At 69.1% G+C, this 22,279-nt stretch carries 19 protein-coding genes and 1 pseudogene; 7 read left to right on the top strand and 13 right to left on the bottom strand.

Annotated features, from left to right (window positions below):
* Positions 1 to 14: 14 nt before the first annotated feature.
* The 13 genes and pseudogenes from P7A99_RS15355 to P7A99_RS15295 all read right to left on the bottom strand — a co-directional run bounded on the left by P7A99_RS15355 (position 15) and on the right by P7A99_RS15295 (position 13,849).
* Entirely contained in the window at positions 15 to 389 is a 375-nt protein-coding gene (locus P7A99_RS15355) for a Rieske (2Fe-2S) protein (RefSeq protein WP_277794675.1), read from the bottom strand.
* Positions 386 to 1,390, bottom strand: a complete 1,005-nt coding sequence (locus P7A99_RS15350) for a fumarylacetoacetate hydrolase family protein (protein ID WP_277794674.1) — start codon at positions 1,388 to 1,390, stop codon at positions 386 to 388. Before P7A99_RS15350 ends, P7A99_RS15355 begins: the two co-directional genes overlap by 4 nt.
* Before the next feature lie 25 nt (positions 1,391 to 1,415).
* Positions 1,416 to 2,693, bottom strand: coding sequence for a homogentisate 1,2-dioxygenase (gene hmgA / locus P7A99_RS15345; RefSeq protein WP_277794673.1), 1,278 nt, complete (start codon positions 2,691 to 2,693; stop codon positions 1,416 to 1,418).
* Between the two features lie 36 nt (positions 2,694 to 2,729).
* Positions 2,730 to 2,808: pseudogene (locus P7A99_RS25230) on the bottom strand (hypothetical protein); the annotation flags it as partial.
* A 43-nt stretch (positions 2,809 to 2,851) separates the two neighbouring features.
* Entirely contained in the window at positions 2,852 to 3,913 is a 1,062-nt protein-coding gene (gene hppD / locus P7A99_RS15340) for a 4-hydroxyphenylpyruvate dioxygenase (RefSeq protein WP_277794672.1), read from the bottom strand.
* 31 nt (positions 3,914 to 3,944) lie between these two features.
* Complete coding sequence (gene hisC / locus P7A99_RS15335; RefSeq protein ID WP_277794671.1) at positions 3,945 to 5,057, bottom strand: histidinol-phosphate transaminase; 1,113 nt, start codon at positions 5,055 to 5,057, stop codon at positions 3,945 to 3,947.
* Positions 5,058 to 5,397: 340 nt separating this feature from the next.
* On the bottom strand, positions 5,398 to 5,868 hold the full coding sequence (locus P7A99_RS15330) for an Lrp/AsnC family transcriptional regulator (RefSeq protein ID WP_277794670.1): 471 nt from the start codon (positions 5,866 to 5,868) through the stop codon (positions 5,398 to 5,400).
* Positions 5,869 to 6,211: 343 nt separating this feature from the next.
* Complete coding sequence (gene ftsZ / locus P7A99_RS15320; protein ID WP_165259004.1) at positions 6,212 to 7,765, bottom strand: cell division protein FtsZ; 1,554 nt, start codon at positions 7,763 to 7,765, stop codon at positions 6,212 to 6,214.
* Positions 7,766 to 8,184: 419 nt separating this feature from the next.
* Positions 8,185 to 8,346, bottom strand: a complete 162-nt coding sequence (locus P7A99_RS15315) for a hypothetical protein (RefSeq protein ID WP_277794669.1) — start codon at positions 8,344 to 8,346, stop codon at positions 8,185 to 8,187.
* 82 nt (positions 8,347 to 8,428) lie between these two features.
* Positions 8,429 to 9,754, bottom strand: a complete 1,326-nt coding sequence (gene ftsA, locus P7A99_RS15310; protein ID WP_058346810.1) for a cell division protein FtsA — start codon at positions 9,752 to 9,754, stop codon at positions 8,429 to 8,431.
* 33 nt (positions 9,755 to 9,787) lie between these two features.
* Complete coding sequence (locus P7A99_RS15305; RefSeq protein ID WP_277794668.1) at positions 9,788 to 10,693, bottom strand: cell division protein FtsQ/DivIB; 906 nt, start codon at positions 10,691 to 10,693, stop codon at positions 9,788 to 9,790.
* A gap of 560 nt (positions 10,694 to 11,253) precedes the next feature.
* A complete protein-coding gene (locus tag P7A99_RS15300; RefSeq protein ID WP_277794731.1) occupies positions 11,254 to 12,660 on the bottom strand; it encodes a M20/M25/M40 family metallo-hydrolase in 1,407 nt (468 codons plus the stop codon).
* Positions 12,661 to 12,766: 106 nt separating this feature from the next.
* A complete protein-coding gene (locus P7A99_RS15295) occupies positions 12,767 to 13,849 on the bottom strand; it encodes a serine hydrolase domain-containing protein (RefSeq protein ID WP_277794667.1) in 1,083 nt (360 codons plus the stop codon).
* A gap of 148 nt (positions 13,850 to 13,997) precedes the next feature.
* Between P7A99_RS15295 and P7A99_RS15290 the strand changes: the two genes are divergently transcribed.
* From P7A99_RS15290 to P7A99_RS15255, 7 genes are all read left to right on the top strand, one after another.
* Positions 13,998 to 14,660 (top strand): TetR/AcrR family transcriptional regulator, encoded by a 663-nt coding sequence (locus tag P7A99_RS15290; RefSeq protein ID WP_277794666.1) that lies wholly within the window; start codon positions 13,998 to 14,000, stop codon positions 14,658 to 14,660.
* A 196-nt stretch (positions 14,661 to 14,856) separates the two neighbouring features.
* Positions 14,857 to 16,131 (top strand): D-arabinono-1,4-lactone oxidase, encoded by a 1,275-nt coding sequence (locus P7A99_RS15280; RefSeq protein ID WP_277794665.1) that lies wholly within the window; start codon positions 14,857 to 14,859, stop codon positions 16,129 to 16,131.
* A gap of 3 nt (positions 16,132 to 16,134) precedes the next feature.
* Positions 16,135 to 17,283 (top strand): DSD1 family PLP-dependent enzyme, encoded by a 1,149-nt coding sequence (locus tag P7A99_RS15275; protein ID WP_277794664.1) that lies wholly within the window; start codon positions 16,135 to 16,137, stop codon positions 17,281 to 17,283.
* Between the two features lie 87 nt (positions 17,284 to 17,370).
* Entirely contained in the window at positions 17,371 to 17,985 is a 615-nt protein-coding gene (gene lptC, locus P7A99_RS15270; RefSeq protein ID WP_277794663.1) for an LPS export ABC transporter periplasmic protein LptC, read from the top strand.
* A gap of 12 nt (positions 17,986 to 17,997) precedes the next feature.
* The gene (locus tag P7A99_RS15265; RefSeq protein ID WP_277794662.1) at positions 17,998 to 19,158 is read left to right on the top strand and encodes a glycerophosphotransferase; all 1,161 of its coding nucleotides are present in this window, start codon (positions 17,998 to 18,000) and stop codon (positions 19,156 to 19,158) included.
* The gene (locus P7A99_RS15260) at positions 19,155 to 20,570 is read left to right on the top strand and encodes a lipopolysaccharide biosynthesis protein (RefSeq protein ID WP_277794661.1); all 1,416 of its coding nucleotides are present in this window, start codon (positions 19,155 to 19,157) and stop codon (positions 20,568 to 20,570) included. The genes P7A99_RS15265 and P7A99_RS15260 overlap by 4 nt, the downstream gene beginning before the upstream one ends.
* Positions 20,567 to 22,279 (top strand): fatty acyl-AMP ligase, encoded by a 1,713-nt coding sequence (locus tag P7A99_RS15255; protein WP_277794660.1) that lies wholly within the window; start codon positions 20,567 to 20,569, stop codon positions 22,277 to 22,279. The genes P7A99_RS15260 and P7A99_RS15255 overlap by 4 nt, the downstream gene beginning before the upstream one ends.

Below are 22,279 nucleotides of genomic sequence, written 5' to 3'. Positions count from 1 at the left end.
TGCTTATACGTATTTTACGCGGTCAGCAGGCGCCCGTTCTCGACCCGCACCGGCCAGGGCGTAAGCCGCCCGCCGGCGCAGGGACCGCCCAGGCAGGCGCCGTCCTCGATGGCGAAGACCGCGCCGTGCCAGGAGCAGGCGATCATGCCGCCATCAGGCGTCAGGTACTGATCCAGTTGCTGCGCCAGCGGCAGGCCGGCGTGCGGGCAGCGGTCGACATAGCCGAACGCCGCCTCGCCCCTGCGCACCACGAAGCCATGGAAACGATTGGCGCCGATCTGCAGCACGTAGTTGCGCGCCGCGCCGTCGGCGATCAGGTCCAGCGGGCCGAGATTGATCCCGGCGCGCGTCGACCAGACTCGTCCAACCGTTTCGACTTCGTCGTTCAAACCCGCTCGACCGTCTGCTCGATGGCGCCGAAGATGGTGTGACCCTTGGCGTCCTTCATCTCGATGCGCACGGTGTCGTCACCCAGCAGGAACGGCGTCTGGGGCGCGCCGTGCAGGATAGTCTCGACGGTGCGCACCTCGGCCAGGCACGAATAGCCAAGGCCTCCTTGCGAAATCGGCTTGCCCGGACCGCCGTCGGCGTCGCGGTTCGAAACCGTGCCCGAGCCGACGATGGTGCCGGCCGCCAGGGCGCGGGTCTTGGCCGCGTGAGCCACCAGGGTTCCGAAGTCGAAGGTCATGTCGACGCCGGCGTCCGCCTTGCCGAAGTCCTTGCCGTTCAGCTCGATCAGCAGCGCGCCGTGCAGCTTGCCGTCGCTCCAGCCCGGCAGGGCGTCGGGCGAAACCGCCACCGGCGAGAAGGCGCTGGCCGGCTTTGACTGCACGAAGCCGAAGCCTTTGGCCAGTTCGGCCGGGATCAGGTTGCGCAGGGAGACGTCGTTGCACAGCATCACAAGGCGAATGGCCTCCAGGGCCTCCTTGCGGCTGGCGCCCAGCGGCACGTCGCCGACGATCACCGCCACCTCGCCCTCCAGATCGCAGCCCCAGGCCGCGTCGGCCAGGGGGATGGTGTCGCGGGGGCTGAGGAACCCGTCCGACGCGCCCTGGTACATCAAGGGATCGGTCCAGAAGCTGTCGGGCATCTCGGCCCCGCGCGCCTTGCGCACCAGCTGCACGTGATTGACGTAAGCGCTGCCGTCCACCCACTGGTAGGCGCGCGGCAGCGGGCTCAAGGCGTCGTGCTCGTGAAAGCGCTCCTTGGGCACGCCGCCGTGCTCAAGGCTCTCGGCCAACCCGCGCAGCAGCGGCTCGCAGCGCTCCCAATCGTCGAGCGCGGCCTGCAGCGTCGGCGCGATCGTCCCGGCGTCTGAGCACCAGGCCACGTCGTTCGACACCACGACCAGCCGGCCGTCGCGGCCGCCCTTCAGAGACGCGAGCTTCATTCGGCGCTTCCTCTTCTTGTTCTGGTTACGGCAGGCGGGCCTTGGGGAACCCGTCCCAGCACGCATCATAGTCGACCTGAAGCGCGCGATGCTCCAGCGCGAACTTCGTCGGGGCGATCACCCAGCGGCTCTCGAACATGAAGGCCAGGGTGTTGTCGATCTTGTGCGGGCCAAGCTCGGCCTCGGTGGCCTTGCGGTGACTGGCCACGTCCGGCCCGTGATCGCTCATGCAGTTGTGCAGGCTCGCGCCGCCGGGGGCGAAGCCGCCCTCCTTGGCGTCGTAGGCGCCGTGCACCAGCCCCATGAACTCGCTCATCACGTTGCGGTGGAACCAGGGCGGGCGGAAGGTGTGCTCGGCCACCATCCAGCGCGGCGGGAAGATCACGAAGTCGACGTTCGCCGTCCCCGGCGTGTCGCTGGGCGAGGTCAGCACCGTGAAGATCGACGGATCGGGATGGTCATAGCTGACCGTGTTGATCGTGTTGAACCGCGACAGGTCGTAGCGATAGGGCGCGAGATTGCCGTGCCAGGCCACCACGTCCAGCGGGCTGTGGTCCCACTGCGCGCTCCACAGCTCGCCCTGGAACTTTTGGATCACCTGCGTGGGCGCATCGACGTCCTCGAAGGCCGCCACCGGCGTCTCGAAATCGCGCGGATTGGCCAGGCCGTTGGAGCCGATCGGCCCCAGCTCCGGCAGGCGCAGGGCCGCGCCGTAGTTCTCGCAGACATAGCCGCGCGAGGGCCCGTCCACCTCGACCCGGAAGCGCACGCCACGCGGGATCACCGCGATGTGGCCGGGACCGGCCTTCAGGCGGCCCATCTCGGTGACCAGGGTCAGCACACCCTGCTGCGGCACGATCAGCAGTTCGCCGTCGGCGTCGTAGAACACCCGGTCCTTCATCGAGGCGTTGGCCAGATACAGATGCACGCCCATGCCGGCCTGGGCCGCCACGTCGCCGTTGCCGGCCAGCGTCATCAGGCCGTCGACGAAGTCGGTCGGCTCGGCCGGGATCTCGATCGGGTCCCAGCGCAGGCGGTTGGGCGTCACCGGCCCGTCGAACGTGCTGGCCAGGCGCGGCTGGTCGTAAGGCTTGTAAGGCCCGTGCCCGGCGCTGGGCCGCAGGCGATAGAGCCAGCTCCTGCGGTTCTCGTGCCGGGGCGCGGTGAAGGCCGTGCCCGACAGTTGCTCGGCATAGAGACCGAACGGCACGTGCTGCGGCGAGTTCTGCCCGACCGGCAAGGCGCCGGTCACGGCCTCGGTGGCGAAGTGAGCGCCGAAGCCGGTCTGGTAGCGGAGGTCCATCGACGCCCCTCTCGTACTTTCGGGTGCAACTAGATCGTCATCCCGGACGGCCTGCAAGGCCGATCCGGGACCCAGGGGCGGTGCGCACGGCCCCTGGGTCCCGGCTCTTCGCGCTATGCGCTACGGCCGGGATGACGGGCGTGGGGTATGGGTGCGCCTTACGCGTCGACCGTGATCACCCCACGGCGGATCTGGTCCAGCTCGATGCTCTCGAACAGGGCCTGGAAGTTGCCGTTGCCGAAGCCCTCGTTGCCCTTGCGCTGGATGATCTCGAAGAAGATCGGCCCGAACAGGTTCTCGGTGAAGATCTGCAGCAAGAGGCCCTCGTCGCCGACATTGCCGTCGATCAGGATTCGGTTCTTGCGCAGGCGCTCCAGATCCTCGCCGTGGCCGGGCACGCGCTTATCGACCAGCTCGTAATAGGTCTCGATCGTGTCCTGCAGCTTCACGCCGCGGGCGCGCAGGCGCTCGACGGTGTCGTAGATGTTCTCCGTGGTCAGGGCGAGGTGCTGGATGCCCTCGCCGTTGTACTGGCGGATGAACTCCTCGATCTGGCTCTTGTCGTCCTGGCTTTCGTTCAGCGGGATGCGGATGGCCTTGTCCGGCGCGATCATCGCCTGGCTGAACAGGCCCGTCGCCTGGCCCTTGATGTCGAAGTACTTCTGCTCCTCGAAGCCGAAGACCTGGTTGTAGAAGGTCGACCAGGTGCGCATCTGGCCGCGCTTGACGTTGTGGGTCAGGTGGTCGAGCAGATCCAGGCCCACCGAATTGGCGGCTTCGGCCTGCTCGGCGCCCAGCACCGGCATCCAGGCGTCGTAGATGCTCCCCTCGCCTTCGACGAGGTACAGCAGAGAGCCGCCGATGCCTTCCAGCACCTTGGCGTCCGCACCGAGCACCGAACGCGACGCGTCGGCGGCCTTGGCGCCGCGAGCCAGGGCGTCGGCAAAGGCCTGCTCGGCGTTGTCGACGCGGAAGGCCATGCCGTTGGCCGACGGGCCGTGGGCGGCGCGGAAGTCGGCGACCTGGCCGGCGGCTTCCTCATTGACCAGCAGGTTGATGCGGCCCTGCTTGTAGCGGGTCACGGCCTTGGTCGGATGGGTGCTGGCGGGCACGAAGCCCAGCTGCTCGATGATCGCCTTCATCGCCGCCGCATCGGGGCTGGTGAATTCGACGAACTCGAAGCCGTTCAGGCCGAGGGGGTTGTCGGTCGTGACGGGCATGGAAGCCTCCCTAAGGCTCGTTCTGATTTGACTATTTGGCCAGCGCGGCCGGCAGGCCGGCGATCAGGCGGTCGTTGTCGGCGGGCCTGCCGATGGTGATGCGCACCCAGCCGCCCTTGACGGGCGTGGGGCGGACGATGAGCCCTTCGTGCAACAAACGCATGGCGGTGGCTTCGGGGCCAGCGGGGGTGCGCAGGAACACGAAATTGGCTTCCGAGCGGGTGTGCTCGACGCCCATCTCGTCCAGCGCCGCCTCTACGCGGGCGCGCTCGGAAAGGGTCAGAGCAACCGTTGACGCCAGATGCTCACGATCCTCCCAGGCGGCGAGCGCCGCGGCCTGGCTGACGGCCGTCACGTTGAACGGCGGACGCAGACGGTCGAGATAGGCGATCAGCTCTTCGCTCGAGGCGATGCCGTAGCCCACCCGCATGCCGGCCAGGCCATAGGCCTTGGAGAAGGTGCGCGCCGCGATCCACGGGCCGCCCCAGGTCTCCAGAACGGCCAGCATGTCGTAGGCCTCGTAATACTCGCGATAGGCCTCGTCGACGAACACCAGGGTGGTCTTGGGCGTGGCGGCCAGCACCGTCTCGACCGCTTCCTTGGAAAGCGCATTGCCGGTCGGGTTGTTGGGCGTGCAGAGGATCAGCAGCTTGGGGCCCTTGGCGGCGGCCGCCGCCACGGCCGGCACGTCGAGGTCGAAGTTGGCCAGGCGCGGCACGTCGACGATCGTCGCCTCGGCGCACTTGGCGAAAATGTCGTAGGCCGGGAAGGTCGGCGAGGAGAGCAGGATCGTATCGCCCGGCGCCAGCACGGCGCGGAACACGTAGTCGATCAGAGCTTCGGAGCCCGGCGACACCAGCAGACGGCCGGTAGGCACGCCCAGGCGCTGGCCGATGGCGGCGCGCAGGGTCTCGCAGTAGGGATCGGGATAGATCTGCGGCTCGGCCACGGCGGCCATCACCGCGTCGGCGACCTTGGGGCTGGCGCCCAGCAGGTTCTCGTTGCTGGCCAGCTTGGCGAAATCGGACAGACCCGTGCGGCGACCGGCCTCGGCCAGGGTCATGCCGGCCTTGTAGGCCACGACGCCATCGAGGGCGGCGCGCATGGGCGCGGCGGCTTGAGGCTTGCGATCGAGAACCAGCATGGCGGCCGCTCCGGGAGTCGGGGATACGGACGTCAGTATAGGTCAGGCGCGGAGACGTGTTGTGGCTATGATGACCGCCTTTGATGCCCATTGGGTCATTTTATGACCTTTCAAGGGCGTCATCCAAGTTTCCGAGGCCGCGCCTAAAGCACCTCTCCCGTGGGGAGAGGGAGGGGCCCGCCGCGAAGCGGTGGGAGGGTGAGGGCGTACGCCGCCAGCGGTCCCATCACCATTGATCCGCGCCTCGTCCGGATAGGTCTAAACCCCTCACCCTCCCAGGCTTCGCCTGGGCCCCTCCCTCTCCCTATGGGAGAGGTTTCTGTTGTTCGGGAGAAAGTCCCTACTCCAGATAATCCAGCGGCAGCGCCGTGGAGTCCTTGATCGTCTCCAGCACGAAACTCGACTGGATGTCCTTGACCGCCGGCATCTTCAGCAGGCGCTTCATCGTGAACTCGGCATAGGCGTCGAGATTGGGCGCCACCACCCGCAGCAGATAGTCATAGCTGCCGGTCATGGCGTGGCAGCCCACCACCATCGGCTCGCGCAGCACGGCTTCCTTGAAGGCCTCGGCAGCGGTCTCGTTGTGACGGTCGACAGCCACCTCGACATAAGCCAGCAGGTCCAGCTTGGCCTTGCGCCGGTCCAGCAGCGCCACATAGCCGCTGATCAGGCCGGCGGCCTCCAGTTGCTTGACCCGGCGCAGGCACGGGCTGGCCGACAGCCCCACCCGCTCGGCGAGTTCGACGTTCGTGACCCCGCTGTCGCGCTGCAGGACGTCGAGTATCTTCTTGTCGGTGCGGGTGAGCTTCATCGTGACCGGATCAGGTGATTTACCGGCAGTATATGACGATCTTGCTCAGCAATCCTCCCCCAAGAAGGGGGAGGTGCCCCTACTCCTCCCCCGAGAAACGGGGGAGGTGGCGCGCTGCGAATACGCAGCGTGACGGAGGGGGCGAGTGACAGAGCTCCGAGCTTGAACTCGCCCCCTCCACCGCGGAGCCTGTCCTCGGGCGCGCGCTTCGCGCGACCCGGGGGCGGTCCCCCTCCCCCGCAAGCGGGGGAGGATGAAAAAGCAAAACGCCCGGGGCAGAGACCCCGGGCGCTTCGACTTACGCTTACGCTTACTGTTACGCTTACTGGTACTAACTCGACTTTCAGTTGGCCAGGCGACGCAGGAAGGACGGGATCTCGAGATCCTCGCCATCGTCGGCCTGGGGCGGATCGATCGGCTGCAGTTGCGGGCGGGCCGAACCGGTCTGGCGGGCCTGCGGCTGCGGGGCCGGCTCGTAGCGTTGCTGGCGACCGCCGCCGAACAGGCTCATCCAGCCGCCGCTCTTCTGCTGACGGCGATCTTCGTAGTGATCGCTGTACAGCGGCTCGTCATCGGCCTCGGCGACCATCGGGTCGACGATGCGGGTGACGCGGGGCGCGGGGGCCGGCTCATAGACCGGTTCCGGCTCGTAGGCGGCTTCCGGCTGGGCGTAGAGATCGGCCTGGGCGTGCGGCTGCGGGGCCGGCTCGTAGGCCGGTTCCGGATAGGCCGTGGCGGTCGGGCGCTCGATCGGACGGGCCTCGTAGCGCGAACCCGGGCGGATTTCCGGCTGGGCCGGAGCCTGGGCGACCGGCTGCGGGGCCGGGGCGGGTTGCGGCGCCGGTTGCGGGGCGGGACGCGAGGTCTCGGCCAGCAGCGGAGCGGCATGGGTGTTGCGGGCGGCCGGCTTGGGCTCGATCTGCTGGATCGAGGCGCCGTCCATGCCGGTGGCGACCACCGACACGCGGATCACGCCGTCCAGCGACGGATCGAAGGCCGCGCCGAAGATGATGTTGGCTTCCGCGTCGACCTGGTCGGAGATCGCGTTGGCGGCCTCGTCCACTTCGAGCAGGGTCATGTCCATGCCGCCGGTCACGTTGACCAGCACGGCCTTGGCGCCCTTCAGCGACACTTCGTCGAGCAGCGGGTTGGCGATGGCGTTCTGAGCGGCCATCAGGGCGCGGTCTTCGCCGGTGCCCTCGCCGGTGCCCATCATCGCCTTGCCCATCTCGGTCATGACCGTGCGGACGTCGGCGAAGTCGAGGTTGATCAGGCCCGGCAGGACCATCAGGTCGGTGATCGAACGAACGCCCGAGTGCAGCACCTGGTCGGCCATGCCGAAGGCTTCGGCGAAGGTCGTGCGCTCGTTGGCGACGCGGAACAGGTTCTGGTTCGGGATGACGATCAGGGTGTCGACGTAGCGTTGCAGCTCCTGGATGCCGGCGTCGGCCAGGCGCATGCGGTGACGGCCTTCGAAGTGGAAGGGCTTGGTCACCACGCCGACGGTCAGGATGCCGCGTTCGCGAGCGCACTTGGCGATGATCGGGGCCGCGCCGGTGCCGGTGCCGCCGCCCATGCCGGCGGTGATGAACACCATGTGAGCGCCTTCGAGGTGCTCGCCGATCTCGGGGAAGCTTTCTTCGGCGGCGCTCATGCCCACTTCGGGGTGCGCGCCGGCGCCCAGGCCCTGCGTGATCTGCACGCCGAGCTGGATGCGGCGATCGGTCTTGGCGAACTGGAGCTGTTGGGCGTCCGTGTTGGCGACGACGAACTCAACACCCTCGAGGCCCGCCTCGATCATGTTGTTGACGGCATTGCCGCCCGCGCCGCCAACGCCGAAGACCACGATGCGCGGCTTCAGCTCGGTGGTGCGCGGCGCCGAAAGAGAAATAGCCATGGGGACCCTCGCGTCCTTACGCCGAATTCGCCAAATCAACCGACCGCAAGTCGGTAACGCCTCGACGATCGGGTTAACAGAACAACCACCATCGTTAACTGGCGGTTAAAGCCATAATCTGAGTCGGCTGCAGGTCGATCCCGCTTAACCCGAAAAAAGCGAGTTATCCAAAGGAATTGCTTGGAACTCCTTGGTTTCCAAGCTGGGCCGCACCCCCTGTGCGGCGGAACGCCGCTGGCGCGTTTTTTGCGTCCAGACCCTCGGATTCGGGGGCGCGAAACTACACTGTTTGGCCATTCAGGCACTTAGAAAGTTAAACGACAGGGTTAATTCACCCCTGGGGTGATTTGGCTGGACGCGCCTAGCCGCCACCAATGTTCGCGGGGGTTTGAGACCCGTCCCGCGCCGAAACAGCCTCGTCAGCGCAGCAGGAAGGTCACGATCGCGCCCGCCGTGAGGGCGAGCAGCCCCCACTTCACGAAGCCCCAAGGCCAGGCGCCGACGATCTCGCAGGTCTCGCAGACGGAATCCAGGCGCGGGCCCGGGATCCGTTTACCGCAACGCTCGCACGCCTCGATCATGGAAAGCCCCCGCCTCCGGACACGACAAGGCACCGTCGCGCTCCAGGCGCGCCGGCGCAAGCCATTCAGCGGAATGCCAGGGCTAGAGGTTGTCGCGCAGCCAGGCGGCGGCCTTGGCCACCGGCGAGGCGTTGGGGTCCATCGGACGCTTGCGCATCTGGGCCCCGGTCAGGGCCTTGGGCGAGACCACCTCGCGCGGACCGAAGGCCGTGCGGTGCAGGACGCCGGCGGCGGCGCAGAAGGCGGGACCCGAGGCGGCGTCGGCCAGATGCGGCACCCGGCGCGGACGGCCAAGGCGCACCGGACGGTCGAACACCCGCACCGCCACCTCGCGCACGCCGGCCAGCTGGCTGGCGCCGCCGGTCAGGACGATGCCCGCGCCCGGCTCCACCGGCGCGCCCGAGGCCTTCAGGCGCTCGCGCAGCAGTTCCAGCGTCTCTTCGACGCGCGGCTGGATGATGCCCTTGAGCAGGGACCGCGGCGCGATCACCGGACCCGCGCCCGGATCGTCGCCCCGCGGCGGCGCCTCGATCATCTCGCGGTCCTCGTTGGCCGAGGCGATTGCGCTGCCGTGAAGGGTCTTGATGCGCTCGGCGCCGGCGACCGAAGTCTGCAGGCCCCGCGCGATATCCTGCGTCACGTGTCCGCCGCCGACGGCCAGGCTGTCGACGTGGCACAGGGCGCCGTTGTTGAACACCGCCACAGAGGTCGAGCCGCCGCCCATGTCGATGCAGACGGCGCCGAGATCCATCTCGTCCTCTTCCAGGGCCGCCAGGGCCGAGGCGAAGGGCGCGGCGACGATGCCTTCGAACGACAGGTGGGCGCGTTCGACGCAGTGGGCCAGGGTGTGGAAGATGTTCTCGTTGACCGAGACGACCAGCAGCTCCAGGCCGAGCGACCGGCCGAACATGGCCCGCGGGTCGCGGATGCCCTTCTGGCCGTCGACCGACCAGGCGATCGGCAGCAGGTGGATCGGCTTGCGGCCCGGCAGGCGCACCTGGGCCAGGGCCGAGGAGATGGCGCGCGAGAGGTCGCCGTCGGCGATGGGCCGGGCGCCCAGCGAAACCTGGGTCTGGACGCGATGGCTGGCCAGTTGACCGCCGGCCGTGCAGACCGACACGCCCTGGACGCTGACGCCTGCGACGGTCTCGGCGCGCTCCACGGCTTGGGCGATGGCCTGGGCGGCCTCGTCCAGATTGACGATCGCACCGCCGCGCACGCCGCGCGACTGCACATAGCCGACCCCGGCGGTCGTCAGGGTGCGGTTGTCGCGGTGGACGCCGTCCGCCTTCATGATGAAGCACGTGACTTTCGACGCCCCCAGGTCCACGGCCGCGACCGCGGGCTGACGCACGAGCGTCGCCTTCAGGCCGTCACGGGCCTGTCTCCGGTCCTCAAGTCGCGACATGGTCAGGGTCACCTCAGTCCATCGTTTCTGTTCTTAAGCCCCGTTGGCCACCAGCTGCCCGGGCAGCGCGGTGTCTCGAGGCCGGATCGCCACCATCTCGGGATCGCGCAGGTCGATGCGCGCGAAGCCGAGATCGAGGATGCGTTGCCGCTGATCCAGTTGATCCAATTGAATCAACGCGGATTCTTCGTCAATGGCCGGCAGCTGGATCAGCGAGCCATCTTTCAATCTCAGGTCCCAGCGGCGGTCGTCGACGCGCACCAGCGCTTCGAGACGATCGCGCAGGCGCGGCCTCGCGTTGACCGCCGGCAGGATGTTGCCCGCGGCCTGGTCGGCGCCCTGCCCCACCACCAGCGGCAGGTGCGGGAAGCGCGCGGCGTCGGCCTCGCGGATGATGCGGCCTTCGGCGTCGATCACCTTCAGACGGCCCGAGTGCTGCCACACGGCCAGGGCCGGGCGCTCCTCGACGGCGATCATCACGGTGTCGGGCAGCAGGCGGACCACCTTGGCCGACTTCACCCAGCCCACGCCCTCGACCTTGGTCTTCAGGTCCACCAGATCCATGCCCAGCGTCGGCTGGTCCTGATAGAGGCCGCTGGCCTTCAGGATATCGGCCTGGGCGGTCGGCGAAGCGCCGGTGACGTGCACGGCCTTCAGCTTGAAGCCCAGGTTGGCGAACTCGCCGTCGACGCCGTGGACCATGGCCTGGCCCAGGCGCTCGGCGCGGTGGCCGGTGGCCAGGGTGACGATCAGGGCGAGCGCCAGCGCGCCGCCGGCGACGCCCAGGGCCAGGGTCGGCGACACGCCGACACCGCCGCGCGCGGCATGCAGCTTCCCCGCCGGCTGTTGCTGAGCCGGTCGAGCCTTGTTCGGACCTGCGGGCGCTTCGGCCCGGGGGCGCGCTGGCTTGCGCGGTCCCCCCCGCACTGCCGCGGGCATAAGCGTCCTCCACCATCAGACACTGGAAAAACGGAACCCTTCGGCTCTTCTCCGAAGCCCGACCGTCGTTCGACGACGGAGCGGTTTCGGGCGAAGCGCCTACGGAGGCGTAGAAAGGCCCGAAGGTCGTTAATGCCGGGATAACGAAGCGCCGGTCGCGTTACGCCTCGGCAACCAAGACGCGCACCATTCTGGGACAGGCGTTAACGCCTCGCCGCCTTGCGCCATCAGGGTTTACGGCGCGTTTTCCCTGTTGCGGGAGGCGTTTGCGGCCCGATGATGCGGCGCCGCAAATCTGTGGATGAGCACATAAAGTATGAACGGCGCGCTTTGCGGCGTTTTGACTCACCCGACGGTCGCGGCGACGCGCCGCACGCGCGGGGAGTGTTTTAGCTTCGCTCGTCATCCCGGCCGAAGCGAAGCGTAGAGCCGGGACCCAGGGGCCGCCGCTGTGCGTCGGCGACCGCTGGGCGCCCAGCCCAACCACAAAGCCCAGTCCCCTGGGTCCCGGATAGCCGCTGCGCGGCTTCCGGGATGACGATGGAGATGGGCAGGAAGGGCTAGTGCCCCGCCGACGCCGGCGCCGCCGCGCTCAGGGCGCGGAAGTCGATGTCGCTGTCGGCGACGAGGTAGATGAAACTCGTCCAGGCGGCGACGTTCTGGGCCAGCTGGATCGGGTCCACCTTGTCCAGGGTGTCGTCGGCGGTGTGGTGGTAGTCGAAGTAGCGGCTGGCGTCCTGGTTCAGGTTCACCACCGGTACGCCCGCGCCCTCGATGCCGCCGATGTCGGCCCCGCCGTGAGCGGCGGGGTTCTTGTCGAAATAGATCTTCAGTGGGCTGAGCGTCTGGATCGCCGCCTTCATGGCCGGATGGCCTTCCGAGCCCTTGGGCAGTTGCAGGCTGTAGATACGGTCCGCGCCCGTGTCGCTCTCGCCGGCCAGGACCAGCTTCTCCAGGTTGGACTTGTTGGCCGCCAGGAAGGCGTCGGACGAACCGCCGCTCTCTTCCGAGCCCCACATCACCACCCGGATGGTGCGCTTGGGGTGCTTTGGCAGCTCGCCGATCAGCTTGGCGGCGGCCGTGGTGATGGCGATGCCCGCGGCGTCGTCGAAGGCGCCGGTGCCGACATCCCAGCTGTCGAGGTGGCCGCCGATGACGATCACCTCGTCAGGCTTTTCCGAGCCCTTGATGTCGGCCGAGATGTTCCAGGCCACATCGCCGGCGTCGAGGGTCGAGGCCAGCTTCAGCTTGATGCGCAGCGGGCCCTTCTTGGCTAGGCGCTCCAGTTGCTCGGCCTCCGGCACGCCCAGGGCGGCGGCGGGGATGGTGACGACGTCGGCGCCGTTGGTGGTCACGCCTGTGTGCGGCACGGTCGAGCTGGAGGTCGAGACCGAGCGGATCAGCAGGGCCACGGCCCCGCGCTTGGCCGCCTCGACCGGACCGGCGCGGCGCGAGATGCCGGCGACGCCGTAGCCGGCGCCGTCCTGGGCGCGGACCATCGGCTGGGTGATGACGACGATCTTGCCCTTGATGGCGCTGGCGGGCGCGGCGACCATCTCGGCATAGGTGGAGAACAGCGCCACCTCGGCCTCGATACCTTCGGCCGGCGTCGGGATCGTGCGGCCCAGGCCCACGATCGACAGCTTCATCGGATAGGGCGCGACCAGTTCGGCGCTTTCTTCACCGCGCGTCCACGACGGCTTGGCGAACTGGTCGACCTTGATGTTGGTGAAGCCCAGGGCCTTGAACCTGGCCACGCCCCAGTCCTTGGCGCGCTCCATGCCCGGCGAGCCGACGAGGCGCGGACCGATGTTGGTGGTCAGGTCCTCGGTGATGTTCCAGGCCAGGCGATCGGTCAGGGCCTTGTCGCGCAGCGCCTCGGCGGTCTTGACGTCTTGGGCCTGGGCTGCGCCCACGAGCAGGGCGGAAGCGGCGACGGCGGTCAGCAGGCTGCGGATCATGAGCAGGATTCTCCCCTAAGAGGCAGCTGTCATAGCACTGCTCTCCCGGTGGAGAACCCCGCCCGGCGCCCACTTTTGTCAGCAGCCGTCAGCCAGTGCGAAAATCGCCCACTCAGGCCCTTGGCGCTGCGCCCAGCAGCTTGTCGGCGAAGAGATCCAGCGCCTTCTGCGACAGGTCGGTGTTGTTGAGGATCACCACCGTATCGCCCGTATCGAGCCTGTGGCCCAGCACCGAACGGTAGCCGGCCGTGCGGCCGGTCTCCCAGCCAGCCGGCTTGACCTGGCCGTCGATGGTCAGGCTGCGCACCCGCCCGCCCAGCGCATAGTCCTGCTCGGGCACGAGGATCGTGGTCAGGGCCTTGCGCGAGGCCTCGGACAGGAACGGCGTGTCGAAGACGATGTGCGCCGCGACCAGCAGGTCGTCGACGGTGCTGAAATAGCCGCCGCCGGCCGCCATCACCGAAAGCCGCGGGTTCTCGCGGCGCGCAAGCGGCGGCCCCGCATAGTAGGAGGCCGCAACGCCGGCCTCGGCGTCGATCCGGCCCGCGCGGGTATGGCTCATCTTCAGCGGCCCGGTGACCAGCTCCTCGACCACCGCCTGGAACGGCTTGCCCGTCACGGCCTCAACGATGGCCGTCACCACGAACCAGTTGGTCAGGGCGTAGTCGAACTTGCTCCCCGGCGGAAACAGCGGATCGCCCTGACAGAACAGGATCACCGCCTGCGCCGCCGACAGCTCGCGCTTCAGGATCTCCGGATCAATCTTCAGGGCCGGCGTGAAACCGTTCGGAACGCCGCTGGTGTTGGACAGCAGATGCGTCAGGGTCACCGTCTTGCCGGTGTCGGGCCGCTGCCTCGGCAGCCAGGTCGCGATTGGCGCGTCGAGAGAGAGCTTGCCCTGCTCCACCAGCCGCAGCACGGCGATGGTGGTCAGCCACTTCGAGATCGAAGCGATCGCATAGACCGTGTCGCGCGTCGCCGGCTTCTGAGCTTCGATATCGGCCATGCCGAAGGCCCGGACGTAGGACGCCCTGCCCTTGCGCCCGATCATCACCACGCCCTGGAACTTCTGCTCGGCGACGAAGGCGTCGACCACCGGGTTGTCGGCGCCGAGCCTGGCCGGCGCCGCCAGGGACAGGCCGGGCGCGGCGCACAGCGCCCCGGCGGCGGCGAACAGGCCGCGACGATCGATCATCGGAAAACTCCCCACACACCGCCGCCCCAGCGATGGCGGCGACCCTGGCGCAGCGCGGCGCCCAAGTCCCGTTAAGCTTTGGCAATGAGCGAACATTGGCATTCGACGAGAAGCGCTCTAGGTCTGGTGGGGACTTCAGGAGACCCCGATGCCCAAGCCGACGGTCGAACCGGCCGCCGACATCCCGCTCGACGCCAAGCTGCGGCCGACCCAGGCCCGCGCCCAGGACACCTACGAGGTGGTGCTGGCCACCGCCGGCGAACTGCTGATCGAGTCCGGCTTCGAGCAACTGACCACCAACGCCATCTGCAAGCGCGCCGGCCTGACCCCGCCCGCGCTCTATCGCTACTTTCCCAACAAGTACGCGATCCTGAAAGAGCTCGGCGACCGGCTGATGCGCCTCCAGGACGAGGCCGTGTTCGCCTGGATGGAGGCGGGCGGACTCGAGGGTGAGACGGCGTCCGAGCGCGTGGCCAAGACCGCCGCCCTGCTGACCGACGTCATCGACATGACCCGCCGCTTTCCCGGCGGCGCGGCCATCGGCCGGGCCCTGCGGGCGGTGCCCATGCTCCAACAGTTGCGCTTCGCCTCGCGCGACATGGTCGCCGGCCAGTTCGGCGAGGTGCTCACCGCGCGGTTCCCGAGCGTGTCGCCGATCCGGATCCGCACCGCCACCCGCATGATGGTCGAGCTGACCTACGCCGCCACCGAAATGGCGGTGGAGGAGCCGGGCCAGGACGCCCGCGCCCTGGCCGAAGAGATCGGGCGGCTGTTCGACTGCTATTTCGAGACGTTCGACGCTGAGCTTTAGCTCCTCCCCCGCTTGCGGGGAAGGGGGACCGCGAAGCGGTGGAAGGGGCGAGACCGGGCGCCGCGCTCTGTCACTCGCCCCCTCCGTCACGCTGCGTATTCGCAGCGCGCCACCTCCCCCGCTTCGCGAGGGAGGAGTAGACTTGCAATAACGATAGTTTTTACTATCGTCAGTCCATCGCAGCGGGGGAACGCCGATGGAGGGCTGGAAGAACTGGTCGGGCAGCGTCACAGCGACGCCCAGCAGGATCGCCAGACCGCGCACGCTGGACGAGCTGTCGAGGCTGGTGCGCGAGGCCGACAAGGTGCGCGTCGTCGGGGCCGGCCACTCGTTCATGCCGCTGTGCGAGACCGGCGGCCTGCTGCTCGACCTCTCTGACCTGGAAGGCGCCGTCGAGATCGCGCCCGACCGCAAGACGGTGTGGGCCCCCGCCGGCTGGAGCCTCAAGCGTCTGACCGCCGCCCTGTGGGCCGAAGGGCTGTCGCTGATCAATCAGGGGGACATCAATCCGCAGTCCCTGGCCGGGGCCACGGCCACCGGCACCCACGGCACCGGGGCGGAGCTCGGCAGCCTGTCGGCCCAGGCCTGCGCTTTCCGGCTGATGACCGCCGACGGCCGGCTGGTCGAATGCGGCCCCAACCTCGAGCCCGAACTCTACCAGGCCCAGCGCGTCTCGCTCGGTCTGCTGGGCGTGGCCATCGCCATCCGCATCAACGTCGTCCCGGCCTACTATCTTGAGGAACGGGTCAGCCGGATGCCGCTCGCCGAGGTCGCCGAGCGTCTCGACGAACTGGCGGCCGCCACCCGCCACATGGAGTTTTGGGTCTTTCCCTACAGCGACGACGTCATCTTCAAGACCCTGCACCCCGTCGCGCCCGAGGCGGCCGACCAGACCCTGGGCAAGAGCGGCGAAGGCGACGAGGACACCTTCCGCACGATCTGCGACCTGTGCGCCGCCCTGCCCGTCCTGACCGCGCCGTTGCAGAAACTGATGATGAAGGTCGCCGGCAAGCCCGCCCGCCGCGCCGGTCCGGCCTATGAGGTCTTCCCCTCCGAGCGGAACGTCCGCTTCGAGGAGATGGAGTACGAGATGCCGCGCGCCGCCGGCCTGCCCACCCTGAAGGCGGCCATGGCCCATATCCGCAAGCGCCGCCTGCCGATCACCTTCCCGTTCGAGTTCCGCCTGGTGGCCGGCGACGATATCTGGATGAGCCCGTTCAACATCGGCGCGGGCGCCTCGATCTCGTTCCACCAGTACGCCAAGATGCCCTGGCGAGCGGCCTTCGCGGAGGTCGAGCCGGTGCTCGCCGCCGGCGGCGGTCGACCGCACTGGGCCAAGCGCCATACCCTCACTCCCGCCGACGTCCACCGTCTCTATCCCCGCGCCGGCGACTTCCTGCGGGTGAGAAAGACGTGGGACCCGACCGCCAAGTTCGCCAACGCCCACCTCACCCAGCTGCTGGGGATCTGATCCATGACCGACATCGCCCTGCACGCCGGCCTCGTCGGCCAACAAGGCTCGCGCGAGCAGCTCAACACCCCCGTCCTCGTCGTCGATCGCGCCGCCCTGTGCGCCAACATCTCGACCATGGCCGCCTTCGCCGCCTCCAAGGGCCTGAAGCTTCGCCCCCACGCCAAGACCCACAAGAGCGCCGACATCGCCCGCCTGCAGCTGGAAGCCGGCGCGGTGGGCCTGTGCTGCGCCAAGATCGGCGAGGCCGAGGCCCTGGCCGCGCAGGGCGTGTCGAGCGGCCTGCTGATCACCTCGCCGGTCGTCTCCGCCCCGGCGATCGCCCGGCTGGCCGCGCTGAACCTGACGACCGAGGGCCTGAAGGTCGTCGTCGACCATCCGGACAACGTCGCCGCGTTGGGCGCCGCGGCCAGCGCGAGCGGCAAGCCGCTTGAGGTGCTGATCGATCTGGATCCCGGCATCCACCGCACGGGCGTCGCCTCGCCGGGCGCCGCCGTCGCCCTGTTCGAGGCGATCCAGGGTGAAGCCGGGCTCAGCTACGCCGGTCTGCAATGCTATTGCGGCGTCCAGCAGCACATCGAGGCCTTCGACGTCCGCAAGACGGCGCTAGAGGACCGCGGGGCCTATATCCGCGAGGTGATCGACGCCCTGGCCGCCGCCGGCGGCGCGCCCGCCATCGTCAGCGGTTCGGGCACCGGCTCGCACCGCATCGACGCCGAACTCGGCCTCTTCACCGAGCTCCAGGTCGGCTCCTACGTCTTCATGGACGACCAGTACCTGGCCTGCGACCTGGCGGGCGAAGGCGCCGACGCCAGCCCCTACCAGCGCTCGCTGTTCATCGACGCCCGCGTGGTCAGCGCCAACAGCCCCGGCATGGTCACACTCGACGCAGGCTTCAAGGCGATGTCCACCGACGCCGAGCCGCCCCAGGTCGTGGCCGGCGCGCCCGAGGGCTCACGCTACTTCTTCATGGGCGACGAGCACGGGGCGCTGGTTCCGTCGTCGGGCTCGCCGCCGCCCCTGGGCGCCCGCGTCACCCTGGCCGCCCCGCACTGCGACCCGACCGTGAACCTCTACGACGCCTACCACGTGGTCGACGGCGACACGCTGGTCGCCATCTGGCCGGTCACGGCGCGCGGGCGGTCGCGGTAACAGCGCGCCATCGCCTTCAGAAAAACCCCTTTGGCGTCGGGCGCGTTGAAGACTATCCATGGCGTCCGTTCTGGATCGTCCGCCCGCATGACCACCGCCGCCCTCTCCGCCGCCCCCGCCAAGAAGCCTCGCCGCAACCGGCGTCGGCGCTCGGCGCGCTGGGCGCGCGCGGGCCTGCTGGTGCTGGCGGTCGGCGTGTCGGGCGTGGTCATCGGCCAGACGACCCTGCGCATGCTCGACACGCACAACGCCTCCAAGGTCGCCGCCGCCGCGCCGCTGGCCATGGACAATCCGCGCTTCACCGGCGCCATGCGCGACGGCCGCGCCTTCCTGATCACCGCCCGCCGCGCCGAACGCGACGCGGCCGATCCAAACAAGGTCAAGCTGGTCGAGCCGACCCTGGTGCGCGGCTATGGCGCGCCCGACGCCAGCAAGGTGACCTCCAAGGACGGGATCTACCAGGAAGCCCAGAACCTGCTGGTGCTGACGAAGGACGTGCAGATCGACAACGGCCAGGGCTATCAGTTCGCCTCGCAGGAGGCCCGCATCGACACCAAGACCGGCGAGGTCGTCGGCGGCGCCCCGGTCTCCGGCGCCGGTCCGCGCGGCAATGTCAGCGCCGACAGCTACAGCGTCAGCGACAAGGGCGATCGCGTGGTCTTCAAGGGCCGCGTCCGCACCCGCGTCCAGCCCACCAACTAGGCCAGCCGACCGATGAACGGCCTCGGCCTCCTGGACCAGCAGCGCGCCCGCGCGACGCGCGTGTGCTTTCTCTACATCGCCCAGCCGCACCAGGTCTGGCACAGCCTGTCGATCGCCGTCGCCATGGCCCGCGCCTGGCCCGAGATCCGGGTCGAGATCGCCGCCACCTCGGCCGGTCACCTCGACTACATCCAGGGCATGCTCGACGGCCTGGGCGGCGCGCCTCTCACCCTGCGCCTGCTGCCGCCGGCCTGGCTTCGGCGGATATCCAGGACCGCCCCGCCGCCCAAGGCGCTGATGCTGGCCCTGAACGCGGGCCGACTGTCGGCCTACGACGCCGTGGTCACGCCCGAGCGAACCACCGCCCTGCTCCGCAAGTTCGGCGTCCGCCGCACCGCCCTGGTCTACACCCAACACGGCGCGGGCGATCGCGGCGGTCCGTTCGAGCCCCGCCTGCGCGCCTTCGATCTCGTCATGGCCGCCGGCCTCAAGCAGCGCGACCGGATGATCGACGAGGGCTGGGTCCGCCCCGAGGCCTGCGCCATGGTCGGCTATCCGAAGTTCGACCTGGTCGACGCCCTGCCGCCCAGCGTGATCCCGGCCTTCGCCCAGTCCCTGCCGACGGTCGTCTACAACCCCCATTTCCACGAGACCCTCGGCTCGTGGAGCGCCTTGGGGCTGTCGATCCTCGAGCAGTTCGCCGCCGACGAGCGGTTCAACCTGATCTTCGCCCCGCACGTGCGCCTGTTCGAGACCGCCTCGGAGGCCGACCGCCGCGCCATCGCCCGTTTCGAAGGGCATCCGCGCATCCATGTCGATCTTGGCGGTCCGGCCGCCTTCGACATGACCTACACGCGGCTGGCCGATCTCTATCTCGGCGACGTCTCCAGCCAGGTCTACGAGTTCCTGCGCACGCCCAAGCCCTGCCTGTTCCTCAACCCGTCACGCGCCGACTGGAAGGGCGACGAGAGCTTCCATCACTGGCTCTACGGGCCGGTGCGCGAGACGGCCGACGGCATCTGCGACGCGGTCAGCGCCGCCATCGCCGGCCACGGCGACTTCCTGGACGCGCAGAAGACGGGCGTGGCCCAGACCTTCGACATCACCTCCGTCCCTTCGTCGCAGCGCGCCGCCCGCGCCATCGTCGACCGCCTGGCCGTCCTCGACCGATGACCGCGGATCGCAAGGGTGCGGCGACAAACGACGCCGCCAAGGTCAATCCCCTGGCCAGGATGCTGGCCAATGTCGGAGCGCTGCTGAGCGGACGCGGCCTCAACGCCATTGTCGGCCTGGCCTATATCGCGGTGACCACCCGCAGCCTCGGCATCGAGGTCTTCGGCTTTCTCACCCTGATCAACGCCTTCGCCCAGGCCCTGGGAGAGATGGCCAAGTTCCAGTCCTGGCAGACCGTCGTTCAGTACGGCGCCAAGCCGCTGATGGACGGCGACCGCAAGACCTTCCAGCAGGTCATGCGCTTTGCCCTGGTGCTCGACGGCATCGGAGCGCTGGTCGGCGTCGCCATCGGCGTGGCCGGCAGCCTGCTGTTCAGCCACTATATGGGCTGGCCCGACGAGCTGGCGCCGGAGGCCGCGCTCTACTGCCTGTCGATCGGGGTCATGACCTCGGCCACGGGCGTTGGCCTGCTGCGCCTGTTCGACCGCTTCCGCATGCTGGCCGCCGAGCAGGTGGTGTCGTCCATCGTCCGCCTGATCGGCTGCGCGATCGCCGCGGCGACGGACGCGCCGATCGAGATGTTCCTGCTGGCCTGGGCGGCCGGCACCGTCGCCTCTTTCCTCTATGTCGCCGTCATCGCCGTCTGGAGCCTGCTGCAGCGCGGCCTGCTGGATGGCTTCAGCCTGTTCGGCCCGCTCGGCGCCGGGCTGCCGGGCGTCTGGCGCTTCGCCTGGGCGACCAATTTCAGCAGCACCATCGAGGTCGGCTTCACCCACGTCCTGACCCTGGCCATCGGCGCCCTGGTCGGCCCGGCGCCGGCCGCCATGTGGCGCGTCGGCCGACAGGTGGCCGACGGCATGGCCAAGCCCGCCCGCCTGATGCTGCCGGCCCTGCATCCCGAGTTCGCCCGCCTGCGCGCCCAGAAGGACGACGCGGCCATGCTGCGCCTGGCCCGTCAGATCGCTCTGATCGGCGGCGGCGTCGCAGGCGTGCTGCTGCTGGTCTGCCTGCTGGCCGGTCCCTGGCTGCTGACCGTGATCATGGGCGCCGAGTACGCCTCGGCCGCCGGCATCATGAGCTGGCAGGTCGCCGCCGCCGCGATCAGCATCATGGCCCTGCCGATCGAGCCGATGCTGGTCTCGATGCACGCGGCCGGCGCCGCCCTGCGGGTGCGCATCGTCGTCATCGCCATCTACTTCGCCGCCCTCGTGCCCCTGCTGCAGATCTTCGACCTGACCGGCGCCGGCGCGGCCCTGGTCCTGGCCTCGACCTGCATGGCGATCGGCATGTTCATCACCCTCCGGTCGCGTCTCGCTGCGGAAGCCGCCGCAGAGCGCGAGGACAAAAGCGCCGTCATGCTTGAACAGACTTGCGCGGAACCCCTGAACGAGCGCAAAGGCGATCCGCAATGAATACGCCAACCGCTTCCGGCAGGACCGTCCGTCTCGCCGACTTTCCGACCCTGACCGCCGCCCTGGATTTCGCCGCGACCGGCGAGACCGGGATCAACCTGCATTCGCTGCGCGGCGAACTGGTCGAGGCCCTCAGCTACGCCGCCCTGCGCGAACAGGCCCAAGGCCTGGCCCGCCGCCTGCTGGCCACCGGAGCCAAGGTCGGTGACAGCGTCGCCCTGATCGCCGAGACCGACGGCGATTTCGTGCGCGCCTTCTTCGCCTGCCAGTATGCGGGCCTGGTTCCCGCCCCCCTGCCCCTGCCCGCGCCGCTGGGCGGCCGCGAGGCCTATATCGAGCAGATCGGTCGCATGTGCGCCTCTGCCCATGCCAAGATCCTGATCGGCCCGGCCGGCATGGCAGAATGGCTGAAGCAGATCGGCGACGCCGCCGGCCTGGCCTTCGCCGCCCCTCTGTCGGAACTGCCGGAAGACGCCGGTGCGCAGTTGCCGCAGATCACGCCCGAGCATCCCTGCTATCTGCAGTTCTCGTCGGGCAGCACCCGCTTCCCGACCGGCGTGCTGGTGACGCAAAAGGCCCTGATGGCCAACGCCGTGGCGATCACCCGCGACGGCCTGCAGGTGAAGCCGGAAGACCGCGCCGTATCGTGGTTGCCGCTCTATCACGACATGGGCCTCATCGGCTTCCTGCTCAGCCCCCTGACCAGCCAGATGAGCGTTGATCTGCTGCCCACGGGCGCCTTCGTGCGCCGGCCGCTGCTGTGGCTCGACCTGATCAGCCGCAACGGCGGCACGATCGCCTACAGCCCGACCTTCGGCTACGAGCTGTGCGCCCGCCGCGCCGAGGCCGCCTCGATCGACCACCTCGACCTGTCGCGCTGGCGCAGCGCCGGCCTGGGCGGCGACATGATCCGCACCGCGCCCGTCGAGGCCTTCGCCGAACGGTTCGCCGCCGTCGGCTTCTCGGAAAAGGCCTATGTGGCCAGCTACGGCATGGCCGAGGCGACCCTGGCCCTCTCCATGGCCCCGCTGGGCAAGGGCCTGCGCGTCGAGATCCTCGACATCGAGCGCCTGGAGCGCGACGACCTGGCTGTCACGGTCGGCGCCGACGCGCCGCGCGCCCGGGCCTTCGCCCGCTGCGGTCCCGCCCTGCCCGACCACCAGCTGGAAGTGCGCGACGCCGACGGCAAGCCCGTGGCCGAGCGCCAGGTCGGCCGCATCTTCGCCAAGGGCCCCAGCCTGATGGGCGGCTATTTCGAACAGCCAGAGGAGACCGCCCGCGTGCTCGACGCCGACGGCTGGCTCGACACCGGCGACCTCGGCTTCCTGGTCGAGGGCGAGATCGTCATCACCGGCCGCGCCAAGGACCTGATCATCCTCAACGGCCGCAACATCTGGCCGCAGGACCTGGAATGGACCGCCGAGCGCGAAGTCCCCGGCCTGCGCAGCGGCGACGTGGCGGCCTTCTCGGTGCCCGGCGACGCGGCGGAAGAAGAGATCGTCACCATCCTGGTCCAGGCCCGCGGCGGCGACGCCGACAGCCGCGCGGCCCTGGTCGAGACCGTGGCCGGCGTGCTGCGCTCGCGGCATGGCGTCGAGACCCAGGTCAAGCTGGTCGGCGCCCACGCCCTGCCCCAGACCTCGTCGGGCAAGCTCAGCCGCTCCAAGGCCAAGGCCGCCTACCTGGCCGGCGCCTACGAGCGCGCCTGA

Origin of the sequence: Caulobacter endophyticus, assembly GCF_029543245.1 — a bacterium.
GTDB classification, from domain to species: Bacteria; Pseudomonadota; Alphaproteobacteria; order Caulobacterales; family Caulobacteraceae; genus Caulobacter; species Caulobacter endophyticus_A.
Note: the sequence above shows the minus strand (reverse complement) of the source record. Positions and strands in the feature narration are given on the sequence as shown.